Annotated in this window: 15 protein-coding genes; 4 read left to right on the plus strand and 11 right to left on the minus strand. The window is 45.5% G+C overall.

What is annotated here, in order from left to right; all coding sequences use genetic code 11:
* Positions 1-6 precede the first annotated feature (6 nt).
* The 8 genes from ribD to L3V30_RS07040 all read right to left on the minus strand — a co-directional run bounded on the left by ribD (position 7) and on the right by L3V30_RS07040 (position 8,189).
* A complete protein-coding gene (gene ribD, locus L3V30_RS07005) occupies positions 7-1,134 on the minus strand; it encodes a bifunctional diaminohydroxyphosphoribosylaminopyrimidine deaminase/5-amino-6-(5-phosphoribosylamino)uracil reductase RibD (protein WP_145474373.1) in 1,128 nt (375 codons plus the stop codon).
* Positions 1,135-1,141: 7 nt separating this feature from the next.
* Positions 1,142-1,591, minus strand: coding sequence for a transcriptional regulator NrdR (nrdR, locus tag L3V30_RS07010; RefSeq protein ID WP_005381578.1), 450 nt, complete (start codon positions 1,589-1,591; stop codon positions 1,142-1,144).
* A 206-nt stretch (positions 1,592-1,797) separates the two neighbouring features.
* Positions 1,798-3,048 carry a glutamate-5-semialdehyde dehydrogenase gene (locus L3V30_RS07015; RefSeq protein ID WP_237308568.1) on the minus strand — a complete coding sequence of 417 codons (1,251 nt, stop codon included), beginning with the start codon at positions 3,046-3,048 and terminating at the stop codon, positions 1,798-1,800.
* 17 nt (positions 3,049-3,065) lie between these two features.
* Entirely contained in the window at positions 3,066-4,205 is a 1,140-nt protein-coding gene (gene proB, locus L3V30_RS07020; protein WP_005391413.1) for a glutamate 5-kinase, read from the minus strand.
* 121 nt (positions 4,206-4,326) lie between these two features.
* Entirely contained in the window at positions 4,327-4,716 is a 390-nt protein-coding gene (gene crl, locus L3V30_RS07025; protein ID WP_005391414.1) for a sigma factor-binding protein Crl, read from the minus strand.
* 115 nt (positions 4,717-4,831) lie between these two features.
* Positions 4,832-6,079 (minus strand): esterase FrsA, encoded by a 1,248-nt coding sequence (frsA, locus tag L3V30_RS07030; protein WP_237308569.1) that lies wholly within the window; start codon positions 6,077-6,079, stop codon positions 4,832-4,834.
* Between the two features lie 91 nt (positions 6,080-6,170).
* Positions 6,171-6,635: an oxytetracycline resistance phosphoribosyltransferase domain-containing protein Tet(34) gene (tet(34), locus tag L3V30_RS07035; RefSeq protein WP_005391418.1), complete on the minus strand. Its 465-nt coding sequence runs from the start codon at positions 6,633-6,635 to the stop codon at positions 6,171-6,173.
* Positions 6,636-6,899: 264 nt separating this feature from the next.
* Positions 6,900-8,189, minus strand: coding sequence for an NCS2 family permease (locus L3V30_RS07040; protein WP_006741838.1), 1,290 nt, complete (start codon positions 8,187-8,189; stop codon positions 6,900-6,902).
* Positions 8,190-9,216: 1,027 nt separating this feature from the next.
* Between L3V30_RS07040 and L3V30_RS07045 the strand changes: the two genes are divergently transcribed.
* Complete coding sequence (locus L3V30_RS07045; RefSeq protein ID WP_237308570.1) at positions 9,217-10,689, plus strand: aminoacyl-histidine dipeptidase; 1,473 nt, start codon at positions 9,217-9,219, stop codon at positions 10,687-10,689.
* A gap of 62 nt (positions 10,690-10,751) precedes the next feature.
* Here L3V30_RS07045 and L3V30_RS07050 read toward each other — a convergent pair whose 3' ends face one another.
* Complete coding sequence (locus L3V30_RS07050) at positions 10,752-11,291, minus strand: DUF3332 domain-containing protein (RefSeq protein WP_047010162.1); 540 nt, start codon at positions 11,289-11,291, stop codon at positions 10,752-10,754.
* 329 nt (positions 11,292-11,620) lie between these two features.
* Here L3V30_RS07050 and L3V30_RS07055 point away from each other — a divergent pair, with 329 nt between their 5' ends.
* The 3 genes from L3V30_RS07055 to L3V30_RS07065 all read left to right on the plus strand — a co-directional run bounded on the left by L3V30_RS07055 (position 11,621) and on the right by L3V30_RS07065 (position 15,701).
* Entirely contained in the window at positions 11,621-12,688 is a 1,068-nt protein-coding gene (locus tag L3V30_RS07055; protein WP_005391426.1) for a succinylglutamate desuccinylase/aspartoacylase family protein, read from the plus strand.
* Positions 12,689-12,952: 264 nt separating this feature from the next.
* Entirely contained in the window at positions 12,953-15,139 is a 2,187-nt protein-coding gene (locus L3V30_RS07060) for a TonB-dependent receptor (RefSeq protein WP_237308571.1), read from the plus strand.
* A gap of 118 nt (positions 15,140-15,257) precedes the next feature.
* Entirely contained in the window at positions 15,258-15,701 is a 444-nt protein-coding gene (locus tag L3V30_RS07065) for a hypothetical protein (protein ID WP_047010164.1), read from the plus strand.
* Between the two features lie 90 nt (positions 15,702-15,791).
* On the opposite strand, the gene L3V30_RS07070 is transcribed toward L3V30_RS07065, so the two are convergent.
* A complete protein-coding gene (locus tag L3V30_RS07070) occupies positions 15,792-16,100 on the minus strand; it encodes a DUF3622 domain-containing protein (RefSeq protein WP_237308572.1) in 309 nt (102 codons plus the stop codon).
* Between the two features lie 295 nt (positions 16,101-16,395).
* Positions 16,396-20,289 carry a phosphoribosylformylglycinamidine synthase gene (gene purL, locus L3V30_RS07075; protein WP_237308579.1) on the minus strand — a complete coding sequence of 1,298 codons (3,894 nt, stop codon included), beginning with the start codon at positions 20,287-20,289 and terminating at the stop codon, positions 16,396-16,398.
* Positions 20,290-20,620: the final 331 nt, after the last annotated feature.

Below are 20,620 nucleotides of genomic sequence, written 5' to 3' on the forward strand. Positions count from 1 at the left end.
TATTTCTTATCTAAGTTCATTACGTTTTATGGTGGCGGTGATGCGAATGTCTACCCCAACCATACGAACGTCTGTAATGTTTAAATCTATGACGTCAGCCATAGCGCTTAATCCTAAAGCACCGATAAGCCCCCGACCATCGCTGCCCATGAGTTTTGGCGCAAGGTAAACAATGAGCTCATCTACAAGATTAGCCTTTATCATCGCACTCGCTAGCGTAGCTCCAGCTTCAACCCATAAGTGATTGATGTGGTGCTCATCCGAGATACGCTTTAATGTTGTTGATAAGTCAATTTGGTCAGCGCTGTCCAATAGAGGGATACAGTCTCCATCTGGGCTAACAATAACTCGCTCTCCATCGGTGTGGAACAGCTTGAGCGCATCCGTTAAATGGTTCTGACGGTCTAAGATTACACGTACTGGTTGACGAAGTTCTTCTCGTAAATACTGCGCTTGAACACTGGTAGGTAAGTCATCCCAACGCACATTGAGTGACGCATTATCATCAATCACCGTTTTGCTGGTAGAGAGAATACCACCACTCATCGCTCGATAACGCTGCACATCTTGGCGGGCCGCAGGGGAGGTGATCCATTGGCTCTGCCCATTGCTGAGTGCGCTTTGCCCATCCAAACTGGCCGCCATTTTTAATTGAACAAACGGCATGCCTGTACGCATGTACTTTATAAACCCTGGATTAAGGGCAAGGGCATCTCGCTCTAACAAGCCGATTTGTACTTCAACTCCGGCATCACGCAACATCTGGATGCCCCGCCCCGCAACTTTAGGGTTTGGGTCTACCATTGCGCAAACCACACGTGCCACTTTAGCTTTGATTAGCCCTTCAGCACATGGCGGTGTACGGCCGTAATGAGAGCAAGGTTCGAGCGTCACATAAGCGGTTGCACCAACTGCTTTTTCACCCGCCATGCGCATCGCGTGCACTTCGGCATGCGGCTCACCAGCGCGGTGGTGATAGCCCTCACCAACAATTTCTTCATCACGAACGATGACGCACCCCACATTTGGATTTGGGGCGGTGGTATAAATGCCACGTCTCGCTAACTTAATAGCTCGTGACATCATGGCGAAATCTAAATCAGAAAACGCTCTTTCAGGAGTGTGTTGAGTCATGAGCTACTCAGTCTTCTAGGCGGGCAATCTCTTCGCCAAACTCGCGAATGTCTTCAAAACTGCGGTAAACTGAAGCGAAACGAATGTAAGCGACCTTGTCGAGCTCTTTGAGTTGGTCCATGACTAAATTACCAATCATTTCACTCGGAACCTCTCGTTCACCCGTCGCACGCAGTTGTGATTTGATCATGCTGATCGCTAACTCTATAGAATCGGCACTCACTGGGCGTTTCTCTAATGCGCGCTGAATACCGCCAACCATTTTATCTTCATCAAAAGGTTCACGGTTGCCATTCGATTTGATCACTTTAGGCATCACTAACTCTGCGCTTTCAAACGTAGTAAAACGCTCGCTACACGCCAAGCACTGACGGCGACGTCGAACTTGATGGCCATCAGCCACTAAGCGGGAATCAATAACTTTGGTATCGTTCTCGGAACAAAAAGGACAATGCATATCACCTCCATATCTATACCAAAATAACCTCATGAGCCATCACGGATAACCACACGTTCATGGTTATACGGACTCTATTAAAGCTATTTGGGTATAACGCTTTCAAACCGAAATAAAAGCTCATGTAGTGTAGCGGAATTGGTATGTTAGACAAAACAAAAAGGGGCCCAAAGGCCCCTTTTTCACTCAAGATCTCGTTGAATGTGTTAACTGCGTGCTAAGTAATTCGCTTTACCAACCCACTTGTAGCTAGTTAGCTCTTCTAAGCCCATTGGACCACGGGCATGTAGCTTTTGCGTGGATACTGCGACTTCTGCGCCAAGGCCAAATTGCGCACCGTCTGTAAAGCGCGTTGAAGCATTCACATAAACCGCCGCCGAACCGACAGAATTGATGAACAGTTCTGAGTTTTCCAAACTATTGGTCATGATCGCATCTGAGTGGCTCGCGTTATGAACACGCATATGATCAATTGCATCTTTCACATCAGACACAACTTTTACACCAAGGGTGTAGCTCAACCATTCCGTATCAAAGTCACCTTCAACAGCATCGCGAACTTGTTTCGCTTGCTCCATGAGTTCTTCTGCTTTTGGCTCTGCCACGAACGTCACTTTATCGTTCATACGCTCTACGATCATTGGTAGGAATTGTGCTGCAATTTTTTCATGCACGAGCAGCGTATCTAGTGAGTTACACGCAGATGGACGTTGAACTTTAGAGTTCTCAACCACATTCAGGGATTTCTCTAGATCAGCGGATTCGTCGACAAAGATATGGCTAATACCAAAGCCGCCAATAATCACCGGAATCGTGCTGTTTTCTTTACACATTTTGTGTAGGCCAGCACCACCGCGTGGAATGATCATGTCGACGTAATCGTCCAGTTTAAGCAGTTGAGAGACTAGCTCACGATCTGGCTTTTCAATGTACTGAACCGAAGCGGCAGGAAGGTTCGCCTTTGCTAGCGCAGACTGAATAACCTTTACCAATTCCATATTCGAGAAAAATGTCTCTTTGCCGCCACGCAAAATGCTTGCGTTGCCGGTTTTCAAGCACAGCGCCGCAATATCAATAGTTACGTTAGGACGCGCTTCATAAATTACGCCCACAACACCCAGTGGTACGCGGCGGCGAGACAATGACATCCCATTTTCCAGTACCTTACTGTCGATTTCGCTGCCCACAGGATCGTTCAAGCTAATGACGTTGCGAACATCATTCGCAATTGCAGTCAATCGTTCTTCATTCAGCAAAAGGCGATCGAGCAGCGCATCGGTTAAACCCGCTTCACGGCCAAGTTCGATGTCTTTAGCGTTTGCCGCCAAAATAGCAGCGGAGTTTGCTTCTAGCTCATCAGCGATGATCGCTAAAGCTTGGTTCTTTTGCGCAGTTGACGCTGTCGCTAATTCGAAAGCTGCATCTTTAGCAGCTTTACCCATATTCGTTAAATCCACTTTGCTTCCCTCTAATTCTATTCCTGAATGACGACCAAATCATCGCGATGAATCACCTCAGAGCCATAATCATGCCCCAAAATAGAGATGATATCTTTACTGTGCTTACCAGTAATTTTAGTTAGGTCATCACTTGAGTAGGCGCTGATGCCACGAGCCACCAACTTACCGTGAGAATTTGTTACACGCGCCACTTCGCCTCGTGCAAAGTCACCACTTACTTTGATTACCCCTTTAGCCAGTAGGCTACTGCCCTTACCAACCACAGCATTTACCGCACCGTCATCAATAATGATGTCGCCCGATGCCGCAGGTCCCGCCAGAATCCAGCGTTTACGGTTTTCTAAAGCTTCAGCGCAAGGTAGGAAGCGTGTGCCTTGTGGCTCTGCACTCAAAGAGTCAAAGATAACATTCGGTGCACTACCGGCAGCAATAATAACCTCGATACCAGCGCGGCGAGCGATGTCTGCGGCTTGCAGCTTCGTTGCCATACCGCCTGTACCCAATGTTGTACCACTTCCACCTGCGATTTTACGCAGCGTATCGTCGATGGTTTTTACTTCCTTGATCAGCTCTGCGTTTGGGTCTTTACGAGGATCAGCAGTAAACAGACCTTTTTGGTCAGTTAAAAGCAAGAGCTTATCTGCGCCACACAAAATGCCCACCAAAGCGGAAAGGTTGTCGTTATCGCCCACTTTAATCTCACTGGTCGCAACGGCATCATTTTCGTTTACGATAGGAATAATATCGTTCGCAACGAGCGCATTGATGGTGTCACGTGCGTTTAAGAATCGCTCGCGATCTTCTAAATCAGCACGAGTTAGTAGCATTTGGCCGATCTTGATACCGTAAATACCAAACAAAGACTCCCATGTTTGAATCAAGCGACTTTGCCCTACCGCCGCAAGTAATTGTTTACTCGCCATCTCGTTGGGCAATGCGGGGTAACCAAGATGCTCACGGCCTGCTGCAATAGCACCAGACGAAACCATTACCACTGAATGGCCTTGTTTTTTAAGCTCAGCACACTGGCGCGCTAACTCAACCATGTGAGCACGGTCGAGTGCCAGAGTGCCGCCTGTCAGCACACTTGTACCCAGTTTCACAACGACAGTTTGTGGTTGTGAAACAACTGCATTTTGTTGATTCGTTGTCATGATGTCTTCTGAAGTGAAAAACAAATAAAGAGAGGATGTTTTAACAATCAAAGAGGGAATTAACAAGAGAAAAGGTGCGTTTTCGCACCTTTTTGTTTGGTATTAAATGAAAACAACCAAATTAAGCGAAATCGAAAGACTCCGTGTGATATTCGACTTCTAATTTGAAGTGTTCTTCTAAAGTATCAACCAGCTTTTGATGGAATGTGCTCTGCGTCAGATACACTTCCTCTACCGCTTTTTTAGGCAGGGCTTCAGATACCCATTGCCCTTCTTTGTTGTACTTGCCGATATGATATTTGGCAGTAAAGCCTCCTTCGATGGATTCTAAATCCATCCACCAGCCCCAAAATTCACGCTTCTCAGGCGATTTTTTGTCGTCTACACAAACAGATAGACAATCAAAATAATAGCGCCCTTCTTGCGATTGTGGTTCGCGCAGGTAAGGCCCTATCGCCTTCAACTTTGACATCAAGCGAAAGTGAGTCGGGCCCTGAGTCGTCTCTGACATATGAATCTCCGTTTTCATAGTTAAAAGTAAACACCCAAGAATGATTATTATTTTTAATTATCATGAGCTTATTTTTTGCTCAGATATATCACTTTTAACTAATTTAGGAGAATTGTCACCCTAATAATTCATCTTCTAGCCACTTTATGGCTAAATCGAGGGATTGCTCATATCCTTTTGTAATCGTTTTGGAACTGATTTTTTTCGCTCTGCCATACTGGCTAAACAGCGCGACGAGTTGGTTATCACTGTGTGGAGACACCGGATCGCCTTCAAGGCTCAAAGCTAAAATAGGTACTTTAGTTTTTCTACTGCTCAAGAAGCCCTGAACCTTCAATGACCAGGCCATCATCTGGCCCGCCATGCTATTAATATCAACCGCGCTTTTCCCTAAGCGAGAAGCCAACAGATCCAGATACATCTTCGGCATTTTTTGCAGCTTCTCAGGGGAAGTAAAAATATCATGTACGGGTGCGCCGAGGGCTACACAAGCTTTGATCTTCTCTTGCTCAACAAAAGAGAGTCGGATCATGGCATTACCACCAAAACGAAATCCAACTAACCCCACTTTGTGATGATCCACCCAAGGCAATGAATACAGCTCATTTAGTACCGCTTGGTGCAGACAGCTTGAGTTCTCAGTCAAAGGCCAGTGAGAACTGTGCCCCACCGAAGGCATGTCGACCGTCAACATTGCAATATCTCGTGGTGCAAGATGATTGCGGAACAAACGCCACATGTCGGTTTGTAACGTATCGAGACCAGCGCTCACCATCACCACAGGCAGTTGTTTGTCGGTTCTTGGCAAATGAAGGTTCGCGATGATTTTGCGATTTTGGTAAGGCACTTCAATTTGCTTGATGGTGTACTTGGTCTTCTCTGCGCCGTCAGAGTACGCTTTGTTTGCCAGCACTTGAGCCTGCAAGGCCAAATTATCATTCTTCAGATGTGGGTAGCCTGCGATACTAAAACATAGAGATGCAGTGAAGAGTTCATCGGCGGCCTCCTCACCTTGCATTTCATTTGAACGCTTCTGATGCTCCATGCCGAGCTTAATCCACTCAAATGTCCAGTTGCCGTTGTGGTATCCCATTACGGTGTCTAACCAATCATCATTGGTTCGAGAGTGGGAAGAAGAAGCGATTTTAGAAAGCACACCTTCCATCTCTATCGGAGACAACCCTTGCCAAGCCCATTGCAAGCGGCGCAAATGACGATACCAAGCACGATCACCCTGCGCCTCTCGCTCATCAAGCATTTTTTGACTGGTCGGCATGTACTGGGTAAGCGCAGAGGTTTCTTTTGCTTGCTTATGTTTCACGAACAAAGTTTCGGAAAGATTTTTACTGACGTCTTCAGACATAGGAAGAACCTTAGGCTATTAGCATGAGTTGTTATGATAATAAAAAAAATGCCCCTATACAGGGGCATTTCTCAATATTCTTTAATAGCGTTTATTTTTGCTTGCGGTTTACAGGCTCAGCGTACTGGATTGACATATCCCAAGGTTGTTCAATCCAAGTGTCTTGCGCGATATCTACCACATAATCATCTAGCAACGCTTTGCCTGAAGGTTTTGCACACACAGCGATCATCTTCGCTTTTGGATACATCTCACGTAGTTTGCGCGCCGTATCACCACTGTCTACTAGGTCTTCAACGATTAGGTAACCTTCACCATCGCCTTCAGGTGCTTTTAGTACCGTCATATCGCGCTGATGATCATGGTCGTAGCTTGAAATACAGATTGTATCAACGTAACGAATACCCAGTTCACGAGCCAAGATAGCGCCAGGAACTAAACCACCGCGGCTTACCGCCCAAATCCCTTTCCATTGCTCAGCTGGCATTTGTTTTTCAGCCAGTTCACGGCAGTAAGTCTGCATTGCATCCCAAGTGATAATGAATTTTTTACTCATTGTAATAACCTAATAATTTGAAAATATGCATCCTCAAAATCTAGCGAAGTCACTCAAAAGCGGAATGCTCACTAACTTCTCCAAAATGTTTGGAGACGAGGATTTCAAGCTGCGCAAACGATTATTCTACCGAAACACACCGCTAATACCAACGGTGATATCAAAATTCTCTGCCTATTCCGCAGAAAAACCGTCTTAAGTGAACAACGTGAAAAAAGAAAAAGCCAGCGTGAATAAATCCACACTGGCTTTTTGCTCGAGAAATTAACCGACGAGGTATTTGACGATGAAGATGGCAGACATCACCCACACACTCATCGACACTTCACGGCCCTTGCCGCTGAATAATTTGATCGCCGAGTACGCGATAAAGCCTAACGTAATACCCTCTGCAATCGAGAACGTTAATGGCATCACCAAACAAGTCACAACAACTGGTGATGCTTCCGTTAGGTCACGCCAATCAATGCTTACTAGCCCAGACAACATCAAAATCGCGACATAGAACAGAGCGCCCGATGTTGCGTAAGCTGGGATCATTCCTGCTAGTGGTGAGAACAATAGAGCAAGTAGGAAGAGCACACCAACAACCACGGCTGTTAGACCAGTACGACCACCAGCCGCCACACCAGAAACACTCTCAATGTAAGATGTGGTGTTTGAGGTACCGAGTAATGCACCTACTGACGTTGCCGTTGAGTCTGCAAGTAACGCTTTGTTTAAACGCGGGATGTTGCCATTCTCATCCGTGAGGCCTGCTTTTTGAGAAACGCCAACTAGCGTACCTGCGGTATCAAACAAATCGACAAATAGGAAAGCAAACACAACGGAAATCATGCCAACTTCAAACAAACCAGAGAAATCCAGTTGCATGAAAGTTGGTGCAATGCTTGGTGGCGTTGACATAATGCCGCTCCACTGCACATCACCAAATAGAAGGCCAAGCGCTGTAACACCAAGAATGGCGATCATCACCGCACCTTTCACACCACGGTGAACAAGCGCGATAGTAAGGAAGAAACCAATCGCAGCCAATACAGATGGCAATGATGTGATGTCTCCCATAGAAACTAATGTCGCAGGGTTATCAACGACGATGCCTGCATTTTTTAATGCGATAAATGCTAAGAAAAGACCGATACCGGCTGAAATACCAGTTCGAAGAGAATGCGGGATCGAGTTAATAATCCACTCACGGATCTTAAATATACTCAAAAGAATAAACAGCAGGCCTGAAACAAACACCGCCGCTAACGCAACTTGCCACGTATAGCCCATTCCCAACACAACAGAGTAAGTGAAAAATGCGTTCAGCCCCATTCCTGGTGCTTGTGCAATTGGGTAGTTGGCAACAAATCCCATGATGAAACAGCCGATAGCGGCCGCAAGACAAGTTGCAACAAAAATGGCACCACGGTCCATACCGGTATCCGACAGGATCGCTGGGTTTACAAAAATAATGTAAGCCATGGTTAGGAAGGTGGTAACACCTGCAATGATCTCAGTGCGCACATTTGTGCCATTGTCACTGAGCTTAAAAAGCCTCTCGAGCATGATCGAATCCTGTAAAGGTAAAAAAGTAAACGGTTGCGTAATCGATTGGCGGGAATTATAAAGTTATCAAATAGCAAATTCTAGATAGAATCTTCACTCTAATGCGATTTTTTTCTTTGGATATGAAACCCATTCGCTAATTCTTAGAAGCAAAACAGAAAATATATTCTTATAAAACAACAATTAATAATTATTGCTCAGAACCCAACAACAGAATAAAAACTGAACAATGTACTAAACTTTCAAATAGAAACTGGGCGTTTTAAGCGTCATATCTAGGTGGATTTGACGGGAAAGTCGATAAAACTGAAGAACGGAGAATAGAATCCAGCCTTGATGGCAGAAAATGTGTCAGAAAGAGAAAGTGGAGATAAAAAAACGCCACCCAAATTTGGGTGGCGGCGAATCATGTCAGCACTATCACTGAAAAAAAATTCCAATTTATAGGGGTGAACAAACTGTTCGAGTCACATGCGTTGACTTCACTTAGTAGCCAAAGCTTGTTGGGTATACAAAGTTGCCGGTGTAAACAGACTTGCTATTCCAGAACATTGTACTTGGTAAACCTTTCATAACTATCACCTTTTAAATCAATTAAACATTCGTTGATTTCTCGGTTCCTTGGAGGCGATAAAACGGACTCATCCTTTGAGCATTTCATTCTTCTCTCAGAAGCTGGTTACAAATATACCACCAAGAAATTTAATTACAAGTATTTTAGTGACTGGAATCACAAAAAATATATAAATTGACCTTCATCAAAGTTTAACTGTAATTAAATTACAGTTTTATGAATTAAAAAATAAAGCCACTTTCAGAATGTATGATAAAGAACGCACAGTGCCTGTTATTGTGTTCACAAACTGTGACAGTTCTGAGAGAAATCCTTGTGCACGCGACTACTCGTACTCCTTATCTGGTGGTATGCTAAACGGCAATTTGAAGGCCAAATCGCCTAGCATTTAATGCTATTTTGACAATATTTTTACGGTATATATTTGGCAAAGCACATCAAAAGGAGTCCTCCGTGTCTGAGTTCCATTCTGAGATCAGTACCTTATCACCTGCTCCACTTTGGCAGTTTTTCGATAAGATTTGTTCTATCCCTCACCCATCTAAACATGAAGAAGCATTAGCACAGTACATTATCAACTGGGCAACAGAGCAAGGCTTTGACGTTCGCCGTGATCCGACTGGTAACGTGTTCATCAAAAAGCCCGCGACACCTGGAATGGAAAATAAGAAGGCTGTTGTACTTCAAGCACACATCGACATGGTGCCGCAGAAAAACGAAGACACCGAACACGACTTCACCAAAGATCCAATCCAACCTTACATCGATGGCGAATGGGTAACGGCGAAAGGCACTACGCTTGGTGCAGATAACGGGATTGGTATGGCTTCTTGCCTTGCTGTATTGGCATCTAAAGACATTAAGCACGGCCCAATCGAAGTTCTGCTGACGATTGATGAAGAAGCAGGCATGACTGGCGCATTTGGTCTTGAGGCTGGTTGGTTAGAAGGTGAGATCCTTCTCAACACAGACTCTGAACAAGAAGGCGAAGTCTACATGGGTTGCGCCGGTGGTGTTGATGGCACCATGACTTTCGGCATTTCTCGAGAAGCAACGCCTGCCGGTTTCGTAACACGCCAACTGACGCTGAAAGGCCTAAAAGGTGGTCACTCAGGTTGTGACATTCACACAGGTCGCGGTAATGCCAACAAATTACTTGGTCGTTTCCTCGCGGGTCATGCGCAAGAGCTTGATTTACGTTTAGTCGAATTCCGTGGTGGTAGCTTACGGAATGCAATCCCTCGCGAAGCGTTTGTTACTGTCGCGCTTCCTGTCGAAAACCAAGACAAACTTGCAGAGTTGTTCGATCACTACACTGATCTGCTTAAAACTGAGCTGGGTAAAATCGAAACAGGTATCGTAACCTTTAATGAAGTGATCACGACTGACGCACAAGTATTTTCAATCGCCGATCAGCAACGCTTCATTGCGGCACTTAACGCTTGTCCAAATGGAGTAATGCGTATGAGTGACGAGGTGGAAGGTGTTGTTGAAACTTCTCTAAACGTTGGTGTGATCAGCACAGAAGAAAATAAAGTCACCGTGCTTTGCTTGATTCGTTCTCTCATTGACTCTGGCCGTAGCCAAGTGGAAAGCATGCTGCGCTCGATTACTGAGCTAGCAGGCGCGCAAATTCAGTTCTCAGGTGCTTACCCTGGCTGGAAGCCAGATGCAGATTCCGAGATCATGGCAATTTTCCGTGATATGTATGAAGGCATTTACGGTCATAAGCCGAACATCATGGTCATCCATGCTGGTCTTGAGTGTGGCCTATTTAAAGAACCATACCCACACATGGATATGGTTTCTTTCGGTCCAACAATAAAATTCCCTCACTCACCAGATGAGAAAGTGAAGATTGATACCGTTCAGCTGTACTGGGACCAAATGGTAGCGCTTCTAGAGGCAATTCCAGAGAAAGCGTAATTCAAGCACGAAAAACGACAAAGGGTGCTTTACGGCACCCTTTTTTGTTTGGCTGGACCAAATTACACGCGATTTTGCGTATAAGCGGCTAATTCATCCATTGAGGTTTGTGCAACGACTTCGCCATCAATGTAGTAAGTGACAAACTCACCATCGCGCACACCCATGAGTGTCGCCTTCTCGCCGTTATTGTAAGTAATATCCATTTGAACAGTATTCTCATCGATTTGCTGCATTCGACCCTGCTCAATAACACGGTTATTCGCTAACGGTGCAATTGGCGCCGTCGTTAACGATTTATCTAACTGGTGGTTTACATCGATGTAAGTATCCATCTTTGTATCGAAGATATGTGGCTTACCATTTAAAGGGTTCTTACCCGTCCAAAACTCTAGAGAGTTAAACACGATGTAGTCCGCTGCGATTGCGACACCATAAACAGGTGCTAAAAGCATGTTTAGACCACCTCGAGCGTAACGGTTATCTACAGCTTTCAAGTTAAACCCCATGACATAACCTGTCACGGCATTACTGCCAACGCAACCTGAAAGTGAAACTGCTACAGCAGTCAATGCACCAATTTTAGCAATTGCCTTTTTCATCAAAACCTCTAGTTAGAAATGTTAGACCTAAAATTCGGCGCGGATATTATCGGATAAAAAGTAGGGTTAAAAGTCCGTTTTTTTGTCCCTCATTATCAGTATTATTTTTAATACAGTCACATTTTTTAAGGCTATGATTGCTCTTCCTTCTGTACCTCTCGTTATGTATTAAACTGATAGAAAAGATCATATTGAAAACAAAAACTTCACACATGCTGAGATTTCGCGCATGACGATTAAAGTAATTTGTCGTGTCCTTAATGAGAATGATTAGTGCGATTTTGCAGCAATTGTTACATTGCTGATAACGCATTTGACAGAGATGGTTTATGGCCAGAAGTAAAAAAAGCAAAGTGTTTGAGCTCTTAGGGCATCAAATACAACCAGGACAACGATTAGAGATCGAATTTGAAGCAGCGAAACTATACACACATTCGCCTTTATCTATTCCTGTGGAAATCATCCATGGGAAACAAGAAGGGCCTGTGTTAATGGTCAATGCTGCTATCCATGGTGATGAGCTTAATGGCGTAGAAATCGTTCGTCAGATCATTAACCAACTGGATCCACAAAAACTGAAAGGCACTGTCATTGCAGTACCTATCGTTAACGTTTTTGGTTTCATCCATAAATCACGGTACTTGCCCGATCGACGAGATCTCAACCGTTGTTTTCCTGGCAGTGAAAAAGGCGCGCTTGCATCTCGAATGGCACACGGCTTCTTTAACAACATAGCCAAACGTTGTGACTACATTTTGGATCTGCACACTGGGGCCATTCACCGCACGAACTTGCCACAGATTCGCGCAAACTTAAGCAACCCAGAAACTCTGCGTATTGCTCAGGCGTTTGCGACGCCAGTGATTGTTGATTCAGCATTGCGTGACGGCTCTTTGCGCAGTGAAGCGGAAAAATGTGACATCCCCGTGCTCACCTACGAGGCTGGCGAAGCATTACGTTTTGATCCACTGTCAATCAGCGCTGGTGTACTCGGGGTTCGGCGCGTAATGCAAGCCATTGGCATGTTGCGCGCTAGCCGAAAAAAGCTGCCTGAGCCTATCATAGCGAAGTCCACCAGCTGGGTTCGTGCGTCAGGTAACGGTATTTTGCGTACTGTCGTTAATCTGGGAGACAAAGTAGAACAGGGTGAAACGCTCGCCTATATCAGCTCTCCTCTTGGACATGATGAGGTAGAGCTCAAAGCGCCAAAGCGTGGCTTGGTGATCGGTCAACAAACTTTGCCACTGGTTAATGAAGGAGATGCGATCTTCCACCTTGCTTACTTCAACCAAGGTGATGATTCGGTAGAACAAGCCGTTGAAAGTTACATTGAAGGACTGACCGAGTTCGATGTCGAGCCACTGACTACCGGACAGATCCCGTTAGAAACTCAGTAATACCTACCAAGAGTGCACTTGATTAGCTCGAAAGGAGCAACAGTGCTCGCACCATCTTGTTTAAAAGCCAATGAGCTCAGCGTCCATGATGCTGGGCTTTTTGTTTTCTGTAAGCTACAGATACTCATCGTAGTTTCCAAGAATGGATAAAAAACTTTACAAGCCATCGCAAAAACACATTTGATAATTAATCTCATTATCATTTATTAATCGTAATAATGTTCTTATAATCCGAGCTTCATAAGAACACTATAAATCATCAATATGAAACGATTAAAAAGTCATCCATTCAAAGTAAATCTCATTTCACTGACTTTGCTCTTCCCTCTTTATTCATATGCCGAGACAACGCCAAATGAAGAGCTCGAAGTCATCGGTGTGCGTTATGCCAAACCCATCACCGTTGCTGAGCCTGCGCAAACCACCATTGATTGGTCAGAGATTGAAGAGCAACAGTACTCCAATTTTGCCTCAATGATCGATGCCGTTCCCGGCGCATCATTAGATGGCGGCGGCCGTTCCGGCGGCGAACGTATTAATATTCGTGGTTTTGATGATCCAAGCGATATCGCCGTATTTGTCGATGGCGCTCCAATTGGCTTTCAACAATACCGCTACGGAACTTTCTTTTTTGATCCGTTCTTGATTGGCGAAGCAGAAATTATCAAGGGCGCGCACGACTATCGAGCACTCAACGGAAAGTTTGGTGGCTCCATTCGCATTAAAACCAAAAGTGTCGATGATCTCCTTTACGGCGACAGAAACTTTGGTGCTCGCATCTCAAGTGCATACAACACCAACGGCAATGAGAATGCCTACACGCTAACACTCTATGGTAAAAACGATACTGGTTTTTATTTTCTAGCGAATGGCTCGGTAAAAGATTCTGATGACATTAAAGTCGGTGGTGGTGACACGCTGGATTACTCAGGTTATGAGCAAGAAAACATGCTCGTAAAAGTCGGTTATGAAAACAACGATCACGAGTTTGAAATTAGCCACACTCGCTACAAAGATGAAGGTCGTAAACCTTGGGCTAACCGCCGCGGAAAAATGCCTAACATCACTGAGTACAACATCAAGAAATACGGATCATTAGAAAAAGCCAAATACGCATACACCGTCGATAATAAATACACGGATAACACCACGACCATCTCTTACCACTACATGCCGACTAACCCGTATATTGATTTCAATATCAAAATGGCACGTTCTGAAAACGATCGTCACTGGGTTCGCCCTGACGTGGCATTCGAGAAAATGTTCGTTTCTGTTGGCAGTTACGGTCACGAGTCTTGGTTGAGTTACGAGCGTGACTACGTTGATGTGTTTAACCAAGCACAATTCGGAGACCACACTCTAATCACTGGGCTTCAATATCAAAAAACCGATAGAGACTCGTTAGTATTCAACGCATCATACGACAGTAATGAAGCAAAAAATTACGGTTGGTACACCCCTTACTACGAACCATCTGGCACTCAGTCAATTTATGCGGCTTACATTGCTGATCACTATCAAGCAACAGACCGTCTAACCATCACACCTTCTCTGCGTTACGAATACATCAAGAGTGAAGGAAAAGGGAACGCCGCGCCGGATTATAATGATCCAGCCGCCGGACATGACTACGGTGAAACGACGCATAAAGGCTTTAGCCCACGTTTGGATATCGACTTTGATGCGACCAATAATACGCGTTTAAACGCCTCCTACGCCTACGCTTTAAAAGCACCAACCGTTGATAACATCTACTCAGTGCAATATGCGCGAGCTACCGCTACGGCTACTGCTTTGAATCTGGACGTGTCTCGTATCCATGCTTATCAAGCAAGCGTTATCAACTTAACGGAAGGGCTGGTGAACTCTCGCGATAACCTCGCAACAGAGTTAACTTTGTTCTATAACGATGTTAGCGACACAGTTGATATACGAACGGGCGAAAACCTCGACAAAAATACTACTGAGTTACAAAGCTGGAATACAAACCTAGATGGCTTTAAAAACTACGGCTTTGAGCTAATTTCACAATACCGGATTGAAGATTTCTACAGTAATTTCTCAGCAAGTTACATTCGCGGCAAAAACAAAGGCAGTTTATCTGACTCTACAGGTTCAGATGATGATCACCCTGATGTGCCACCATTAAACATTAATCTGGGTTTAGGTTACGAATGGATTCCGGGTTTACGTACGGGCTGGGAAGTCCGTTGGTATGATGCGCAAACCAAAACCAAGGCAAGCCGTAACAATTTAAAAGTGAAATCGCCAAGTGAGCAATACACGCTACAAAACGCTTACGTGGTTTGGGAAATACAACAAGTCGAAGGCTTGAGTGTTGGCGCGGTTGTGAAAAACTTAACCGATCGTTACTACGAAGCATACCTATCTAATGGCGTGCCTTCACCTGGTCGCGAAGTCAAACTGCATCTCACTTATCAATACTAACCATACCTAAAAGATGCAGGGCAGACATTAACTGCCCTGCTATATCGTGTCCAATGGACATAATTGCACGCCGTTTTATTTACCAGTACTATCATTTATTTTTGCTTGCATACACACTATGAACAACTTAAAAACACTGTTTCTTCTTGCTTGCTTCGTTCCAGCAAGTCAAAGCCTGGCACAGACTTCCGAGAGCATTGCTGACTACTTACAAGAGCAGAGTCAGCACCAAGTTATTGAGGATCATTACGCACAACCAACAACAAATAATCTGAATCTAGACGCCAAAGCAAACGCGTTAACTTGGCACGAAGATGGCAAGCCGGATCACTGTCGTTACGCCAAGCAGCCCAAGGACGTCGCAACACATTTCGACTACGGTGAAGCAAACGATCTATCTGACGGATTGCAACACTTTGATTTACCAGAGAGGCACTCGGCAAAGGGTAAGTCAACACATCGCACTTATGCTAATAACCCTCACCTTCTTCCTGGCAATAAACAATTTGCAGCCCCTGAAGACGGTACGTTTAGTCTGTCAGTATCCTCGGATTGTTTTTAAGTCGATACAATAAAAAATGCCCTGAGACAAAGCTCAGGGCATTTTCACTTTTTGTTTGATGGGTGACGTCACCATCTCACCGACTTGAATCTATTCTTCGTCAGCGTCTACTTCAGCGTCACGTGCTTTGCGGGCTTCTTCTTTACGAACTTTTGCCGCTAGTTGTTCTGCTTCACGCTCTTGACGTTGCGCTGCTTTACGCTCGTTACGAACCACTTGGTTTTGGATAAAACCAGCCAGTTCTTGTTCAGCCCAAGCTTGTGCTTTCTCTTCGCTGTCAAAGCCATTTTCACGCTTTGATACTACAGTCTTACGAGATGTCACTTGGCGAGTGATTTCTGCGCTCCAGCCGTTACGTTTTTCAGTGACGCGGATAGCAAATTTTGGATTCTTAGACATTTCTTTCATTTCCTAAGGGATTTAGGGATCAATCAGGGATTCGGTCAACTTGATAACTCCATCTAAGCTGAGCTGTTTAACACCATCCCTTGGTAAGCGCGGTATTAGAGCATAAAAGTAATCTAAACGCTGCAAGTTTTTTACGCGAGATAATAGATGACAAAGAAGAGGCAGAACAAAGCAACATTTCGCCCAGTCACTAGAAAGAGCGACAAAGAAAAAAGATTGATAAGAAAAAAGAAAGCGCTGGTCTCTCAACCAACGCTTTACTTAAGCTAGATTAACCTTTGGTTAATTAACCGATATTCTTACGTGCATTTTGGAACATACGCATCCAAGCACCATTTTCACCCCAACCTTCCGGAGCCCAAGAGTTTGCAACTGTGCGGAATACGCGCTCTGGGTGAGGCATCATGATAGTTACGCGACCGTCTGCTGTTGTTAAACCGGTAATCGCGTTTGGCGAACCGTTCGGGTTGTTCGGGTATTGTTGTGTTGGGTTACCGAGGTTATCCACGTAACGAACCGCAACCGTACCTGATGCCTCGATCGCTGCTAGGTGCTCTGCACCACGTACTTCTACACGCCCTTCTCCGTGGGAAACCGCGATTGGCATGCGCGAACCAGCCATTCCGTCGAAGAATACAGAATCAGATTTCTGAACTTCAACTAGGCTAAAGCGCGCTTCAAAACGCTCAGATTCGTTACGAACAAAACGTGGCCACAAGTCTGCACCCGGGATCAGCTCTTTCAGGTTAGAAAGCATCTGACAACCGTTACATACACCTAAAGAGAACGTCTCTTTACGGTTGAAGAACGCTTGGAACTGTTCACGAGCTTGTGCGTTAAACAGGATAGACTTAGCCCAGCCTTCACCCGCACCTAGTACGTCGCCGTAAGAGAAGCCACCACAAGCTACTAGGCCATGGTATTCATCCAGTACCGCTTGACCCGTTAGGATATCGCTCATATGGATGTCGGTTGCCTCAAAGCCTGCGCGGTCAAACGCTGCTGCCATTTCAACGTGGGAGTTAACACCCTGCTCACGTAGAATCGCCATCTTAGGCTTCGCACCTTTTGCAATGTAAGGCGCTGCAACGTCTTCATTTACGTCGAAGCTGAGCTTAACGTTTAAACCTGGGTCTGAATTGTCTTTCTTCGCTTCAAACTCTTGGTCTGCACATGCTGGGTTATCGCGTAGCGCCTGCATCTTATGCGTTGTTTCAGCCCAGATAACGCGTAGTTCGGTACGTGAACGTTCAAGCACAACTGCATCACCAGAAGTGATAATAAAGTCGTCTGAAGCTTCAACAGAACCAATCACATGTGAACATGCCTCTAAACCGTTTGCCGCCAGAGTAGATAGAACTGAATCCAGATCATCATTCTTAACTTGAACAACCGCACCTAGCTCTTCGTTAAATAGAACGGCTAGCGCATCGTCACCCAGTTCTGCGATGTTCGCTTTTACGCCACAGTGACCCGCGAACGCCATCTCAGCCAGTGTTACAAACAGACCGCCGTCGCCTTTATCGTGGTAAGCCACTAGCTTGTCATCACGTACTAACGCTTGCATTGCATCAAAGAAGCCTTTTAGCTGCTCTGCGTTATCTACGTCAGCAGGTTTATCACCAAGCTGTTTGTATACTTGTGCCAATGCTGTCGCACCTAAGCGGTTTTTGCCGTTACCCAAGTCAACAAGAACTAGAGAAGTATCGCCTTTGTCACTGCGTAGTTGTGGAGTCACGGTCTTACGTACGTCTTCCACACGACCAAATGCCGTGATAACTAGCGACAGTGGAGAAGTGACTTCTTTACTCTCGCCGTTCTCTTCCCACTTGGTTTTCATCGACATGGAGTCTTTACCAACTGGGATAGTCAAACCTAATGCAGGACAGAGCTCTTCACCCACCGCTTTGACTGCTTCATAAAGACCTGCATCTTCACCTGGGTGACCCGCTGGCGACATCCAGTTCGCAGACAGTTTAATATGTTTAATATCACCGATGTCTGTTGCCGCAATGTTCGTTAGTGACTCACCAACGGCTAGGCGAGCCGATGCACCAAAGTCTAGTAATGCCACTGGCGTGCGCTCACCCATCGACATTGCTTCGCCATGGTAAGTGTCGTAGCTTGCCGCTGTTACTGCGCAGTTTGCTACTGGTACCTGCCAAGGACCAACCATTTGATCACGAGCAACCAGACCCGTTACTGTTCGGTCACCGATAGTAATTAGGAATGTTTTTTCTGCAACCGCTGGAAGACGAAGTACGCGATCCACCGCTTCATTAAGCTCAATACCATCACGAACAATGGCAGGGCTTTCCACCTTTAGTGTGGTTGCGTCGCGGTGCATCTTCGGTGGCTTACCAAGCAGGATATCCATTGGCATATCGATTGGCGTATTGTCGAAGTGAGAATCTTCTAGCGTTAGATGACGCTCTTCAGTTGCCACACCCACCACTGCATATGGTGCGCGTTCACGCTTACAGATTGCATCGAATGCTTCCATGTTTTCTGGCGCTACCGCAAGAACGTAACGTTCCTGTGATTCATTACACCAAATTTCTAGCGGACTCATGCCCGGCTCATCGTTTGGTACATCGCGTAATTGGAACTTACCGCCACGCTCACCGTCGTCGACAAGTTCAGGCAATGCGTTAGAGATACCGCCCGCACCCACATCGTGGATAAATGCGATTGGGTTGTCGTCGCCTAGCTGCCAACAACGGTCGATCACTTCCTGACAGCGACGCTCCATCTCTGGGTTTTCACGCTGTACTGAAGCAAAGTCCAGATCTTCTGCTGACTGACCAGACGCCATTGAGGACGCCGCGCCACCACCAAGACCGATGTTCATTGCCGGACCACCAAGTACGATTAAACTCGCACCCACTGGAATTTCTTTCTTCTGCACGTGTTCGTCACGAATGTTACCCATACCACCAGCAATCATGATTGGTTTGTGGTAACCACGGATTTCTTCACCCGCGTGAGAGGTCACTTTTTCTTCGTAAGTACGGAAGTAACCCAATAGATTTGGACGACCAAATTCGTTGTTGAATGCCGCGCCGCCTAGAGGACCTTCAAGCATGATGTCTAGCGCGTTAACAATACGACCTGGCTTGCCAAAGTCGGTTTCCCACGGCTGTTCAAAACCAGGAATACGTAAGTTAGAGGTTGTAAAACCAACTAGACCCGCTTTTGGCTTACCACCGATACCCGTCGCGCCTTCGTCACGGATCTCACCGCCTGAACCAGTCGATGCGCCCGGCCATGGAGAGATTGCCGTTGGGTGGTTGTGCGTCTCTACCTTCATTAAGATGTGCGCATCTTCATGGTGGTAAGTGTATTGACGAGATTTAGGGTCTGGGAAGAAACGACCCGCTTTAGAACCCGTCATAACGGCTGCGTTGTCTTTGTATGCAGACAGCACATAGTCAGGTGTCGTTTCAAACGTGTTTTTGATCATTTTGAACAAAGACTTAGGTTGATCTACCCCGTCGATAGTCCAATCTGCGTTAAAAATTTTGTGGCGACAGTGCTCTGAGTTCGCCTGAGCAAACATCATCAATTCAATGTCGTTTGGGTTGCGCCCAAGCTTAGTAAAGTTCTCTACCAAGTAATCAATTTCATCTTCTGCGAGTGCCAAGCCAAGGGAAACGTTTGCTTCTTCAAGCGCAAGACGACCGCCCGCTAAGATATCAACATGCGCCACTGGCTTAGGCTCTGCGACTGTAAACAGCGCTGACGCAGCTTCAAATTCTGTAAATACCGTTTCCATCATGCGGTCATGAATTAACGCTTTGACAGCGCCAACTTGAGCCTCTGATAGAACAACTGAAGATTCGACATAATAAGCCGTACCGCGCTCTAGACGTTTCACTTTATCCAAGCCACAGTTAACAGCGATATCGGTAGATTTAGAAGACCAAGGCGAGATAGTGCCTGGACGAGGCGTAACAAGAAGTAGAAGACCTTCTGGCTCATGCTCTTCGATGGTTGGGCCGTAAGTTAGTAACTTTTCAAGTTTTTCTAACTCTTGGTCATCAAGGTCAGACTTTAGATCGGCAAAGTGCATAAACTCGGCATAAATGCCAGTTACAGGCAGATCTTGTTCACGACAAAGTTCCAGTAGTTTATTAACACGAAACTCAGAAAGAGCTGGGGAGCCACGCAAAATTCTCATGTGCTTAGGTCTCTTATGCAATTGATTAAGGTGATATTGGAATAAATTCAGACACTTAAAATAAGCCCTGTCGAACCTATGCCGATTCCACCTCGTCATTGCGAGCGCATTATATAGCAATTGTTTTTGTGATGTAACACCAAAAGCAACCGTTTGCGTCATTTTTTTTGTCAAATTTGAATTACGACTAAAATGTCGATAAAACGTAAGTGTTCACCGAGCCCATATTGACAGAAAAAGTGTGACACTCAGCACTTGATCCACTTTTGGCTATTGAGTGATCATTCCAGTGCTTCATCCTGTTTGTTATGAGCAGAAAGAAAGCCCCTAA

The sequence above is a fragment of the Vibrio sp. A1-1 genome (assembly GCF_021728175.1).
Classification (GTDB): Bacteria; Pseudomonadota; Gammaproteobacteria; order Enterobacterales; family Vibrionaceae; genus Vibrio; species Vibrio diabolicus.

Excerpts from the sequence above, each read along its gene's own strand:
- crl (WP_005391414.1), bottom strand. The coding sequence starts at position 4,716 with ATGTCAGAGACGACTCAGGGCCCGACTCACTTTCGCTTGATGTCAAAG.
- L3V30_RS07040 (WP_006741838.1), bottom strand. The coding sequence starts at position 8,189 with ATGCTCGAGAGGCTTTTTAAGCTCAGTGACAATGGCACAAATGTGCGC.
- frsA (WP_237308569.1), bottom strand. The coding sequence starts at position 6,079 with ATGTCTGAAGACGTCAGTAAAAATCTTTCCGAAACTTTGTTCGTGAAA.
- L3V30_RS07070 (WP_237308572.1), bottom strand. The coding sequence starts at position 16,100 with ATGTCTAAGAATCCAAAATTTGCTATCCGCGTCACTGAAAAACGTAAC.
- L3V30_RS07060 (WP_237308571.1), top strand. The coding sequence starts at position 12,953 with ATGAAACGATTAAAAAGTCATCCATTCAAAGTAAATCTCATTTCACTG.
- L3V30_RS07050 (WP_047010162.1), bottom strand. The coding sequence starts at position 11,291 with ATGAAAAAGGCAATTGCTAAAATTGGTGCATTGACTGCTGTAGCAGTT.
- purL (WP_237308579.1), bottom strand. The coding sequence starts at position 20,289 with ATGAGAATTTTGCGTGGCTCCCCAGCTCTTTCTGAGTTTCGTGTTAAT.
- L3V30_RS07065 (WP_047010164.1), top strand. The coding sequence starts at position 15,258 with ATGAACAACTTAAAAACACTGTTTCTTCTTGCTTGCTTCGTTCCAGCA.
- ribD (WP_145474373.1), bottom strand. The coding sequence starts at position 1,134 with ATGACTCAACACACTCCTGAAAGAGCGTTTTCTGATTTAGATTTCGCC.
- L3V30_RS07055 (WP_005391426.1), top strand. The coding sequence starts at position 11,621 with ATGGCCAGAAGTAAAAAAAGCAAAGTGTTTGAGCTCTTAGGGCATCAA.
- nrdR (WP_005381578.1), bottom strand. The coding sequence starts at position 1,591 with ATGCATTGTCCTTTTTGTTCCGAGAACGATACCAAAGTTATTGATTCC.
- proB (WP_005391413.1), bottom strand. The coding sequence starts at position 4,205 with ATGACAACGAATCAACAAAATGCAGTTGTTTCACAACCACAAACTGTC.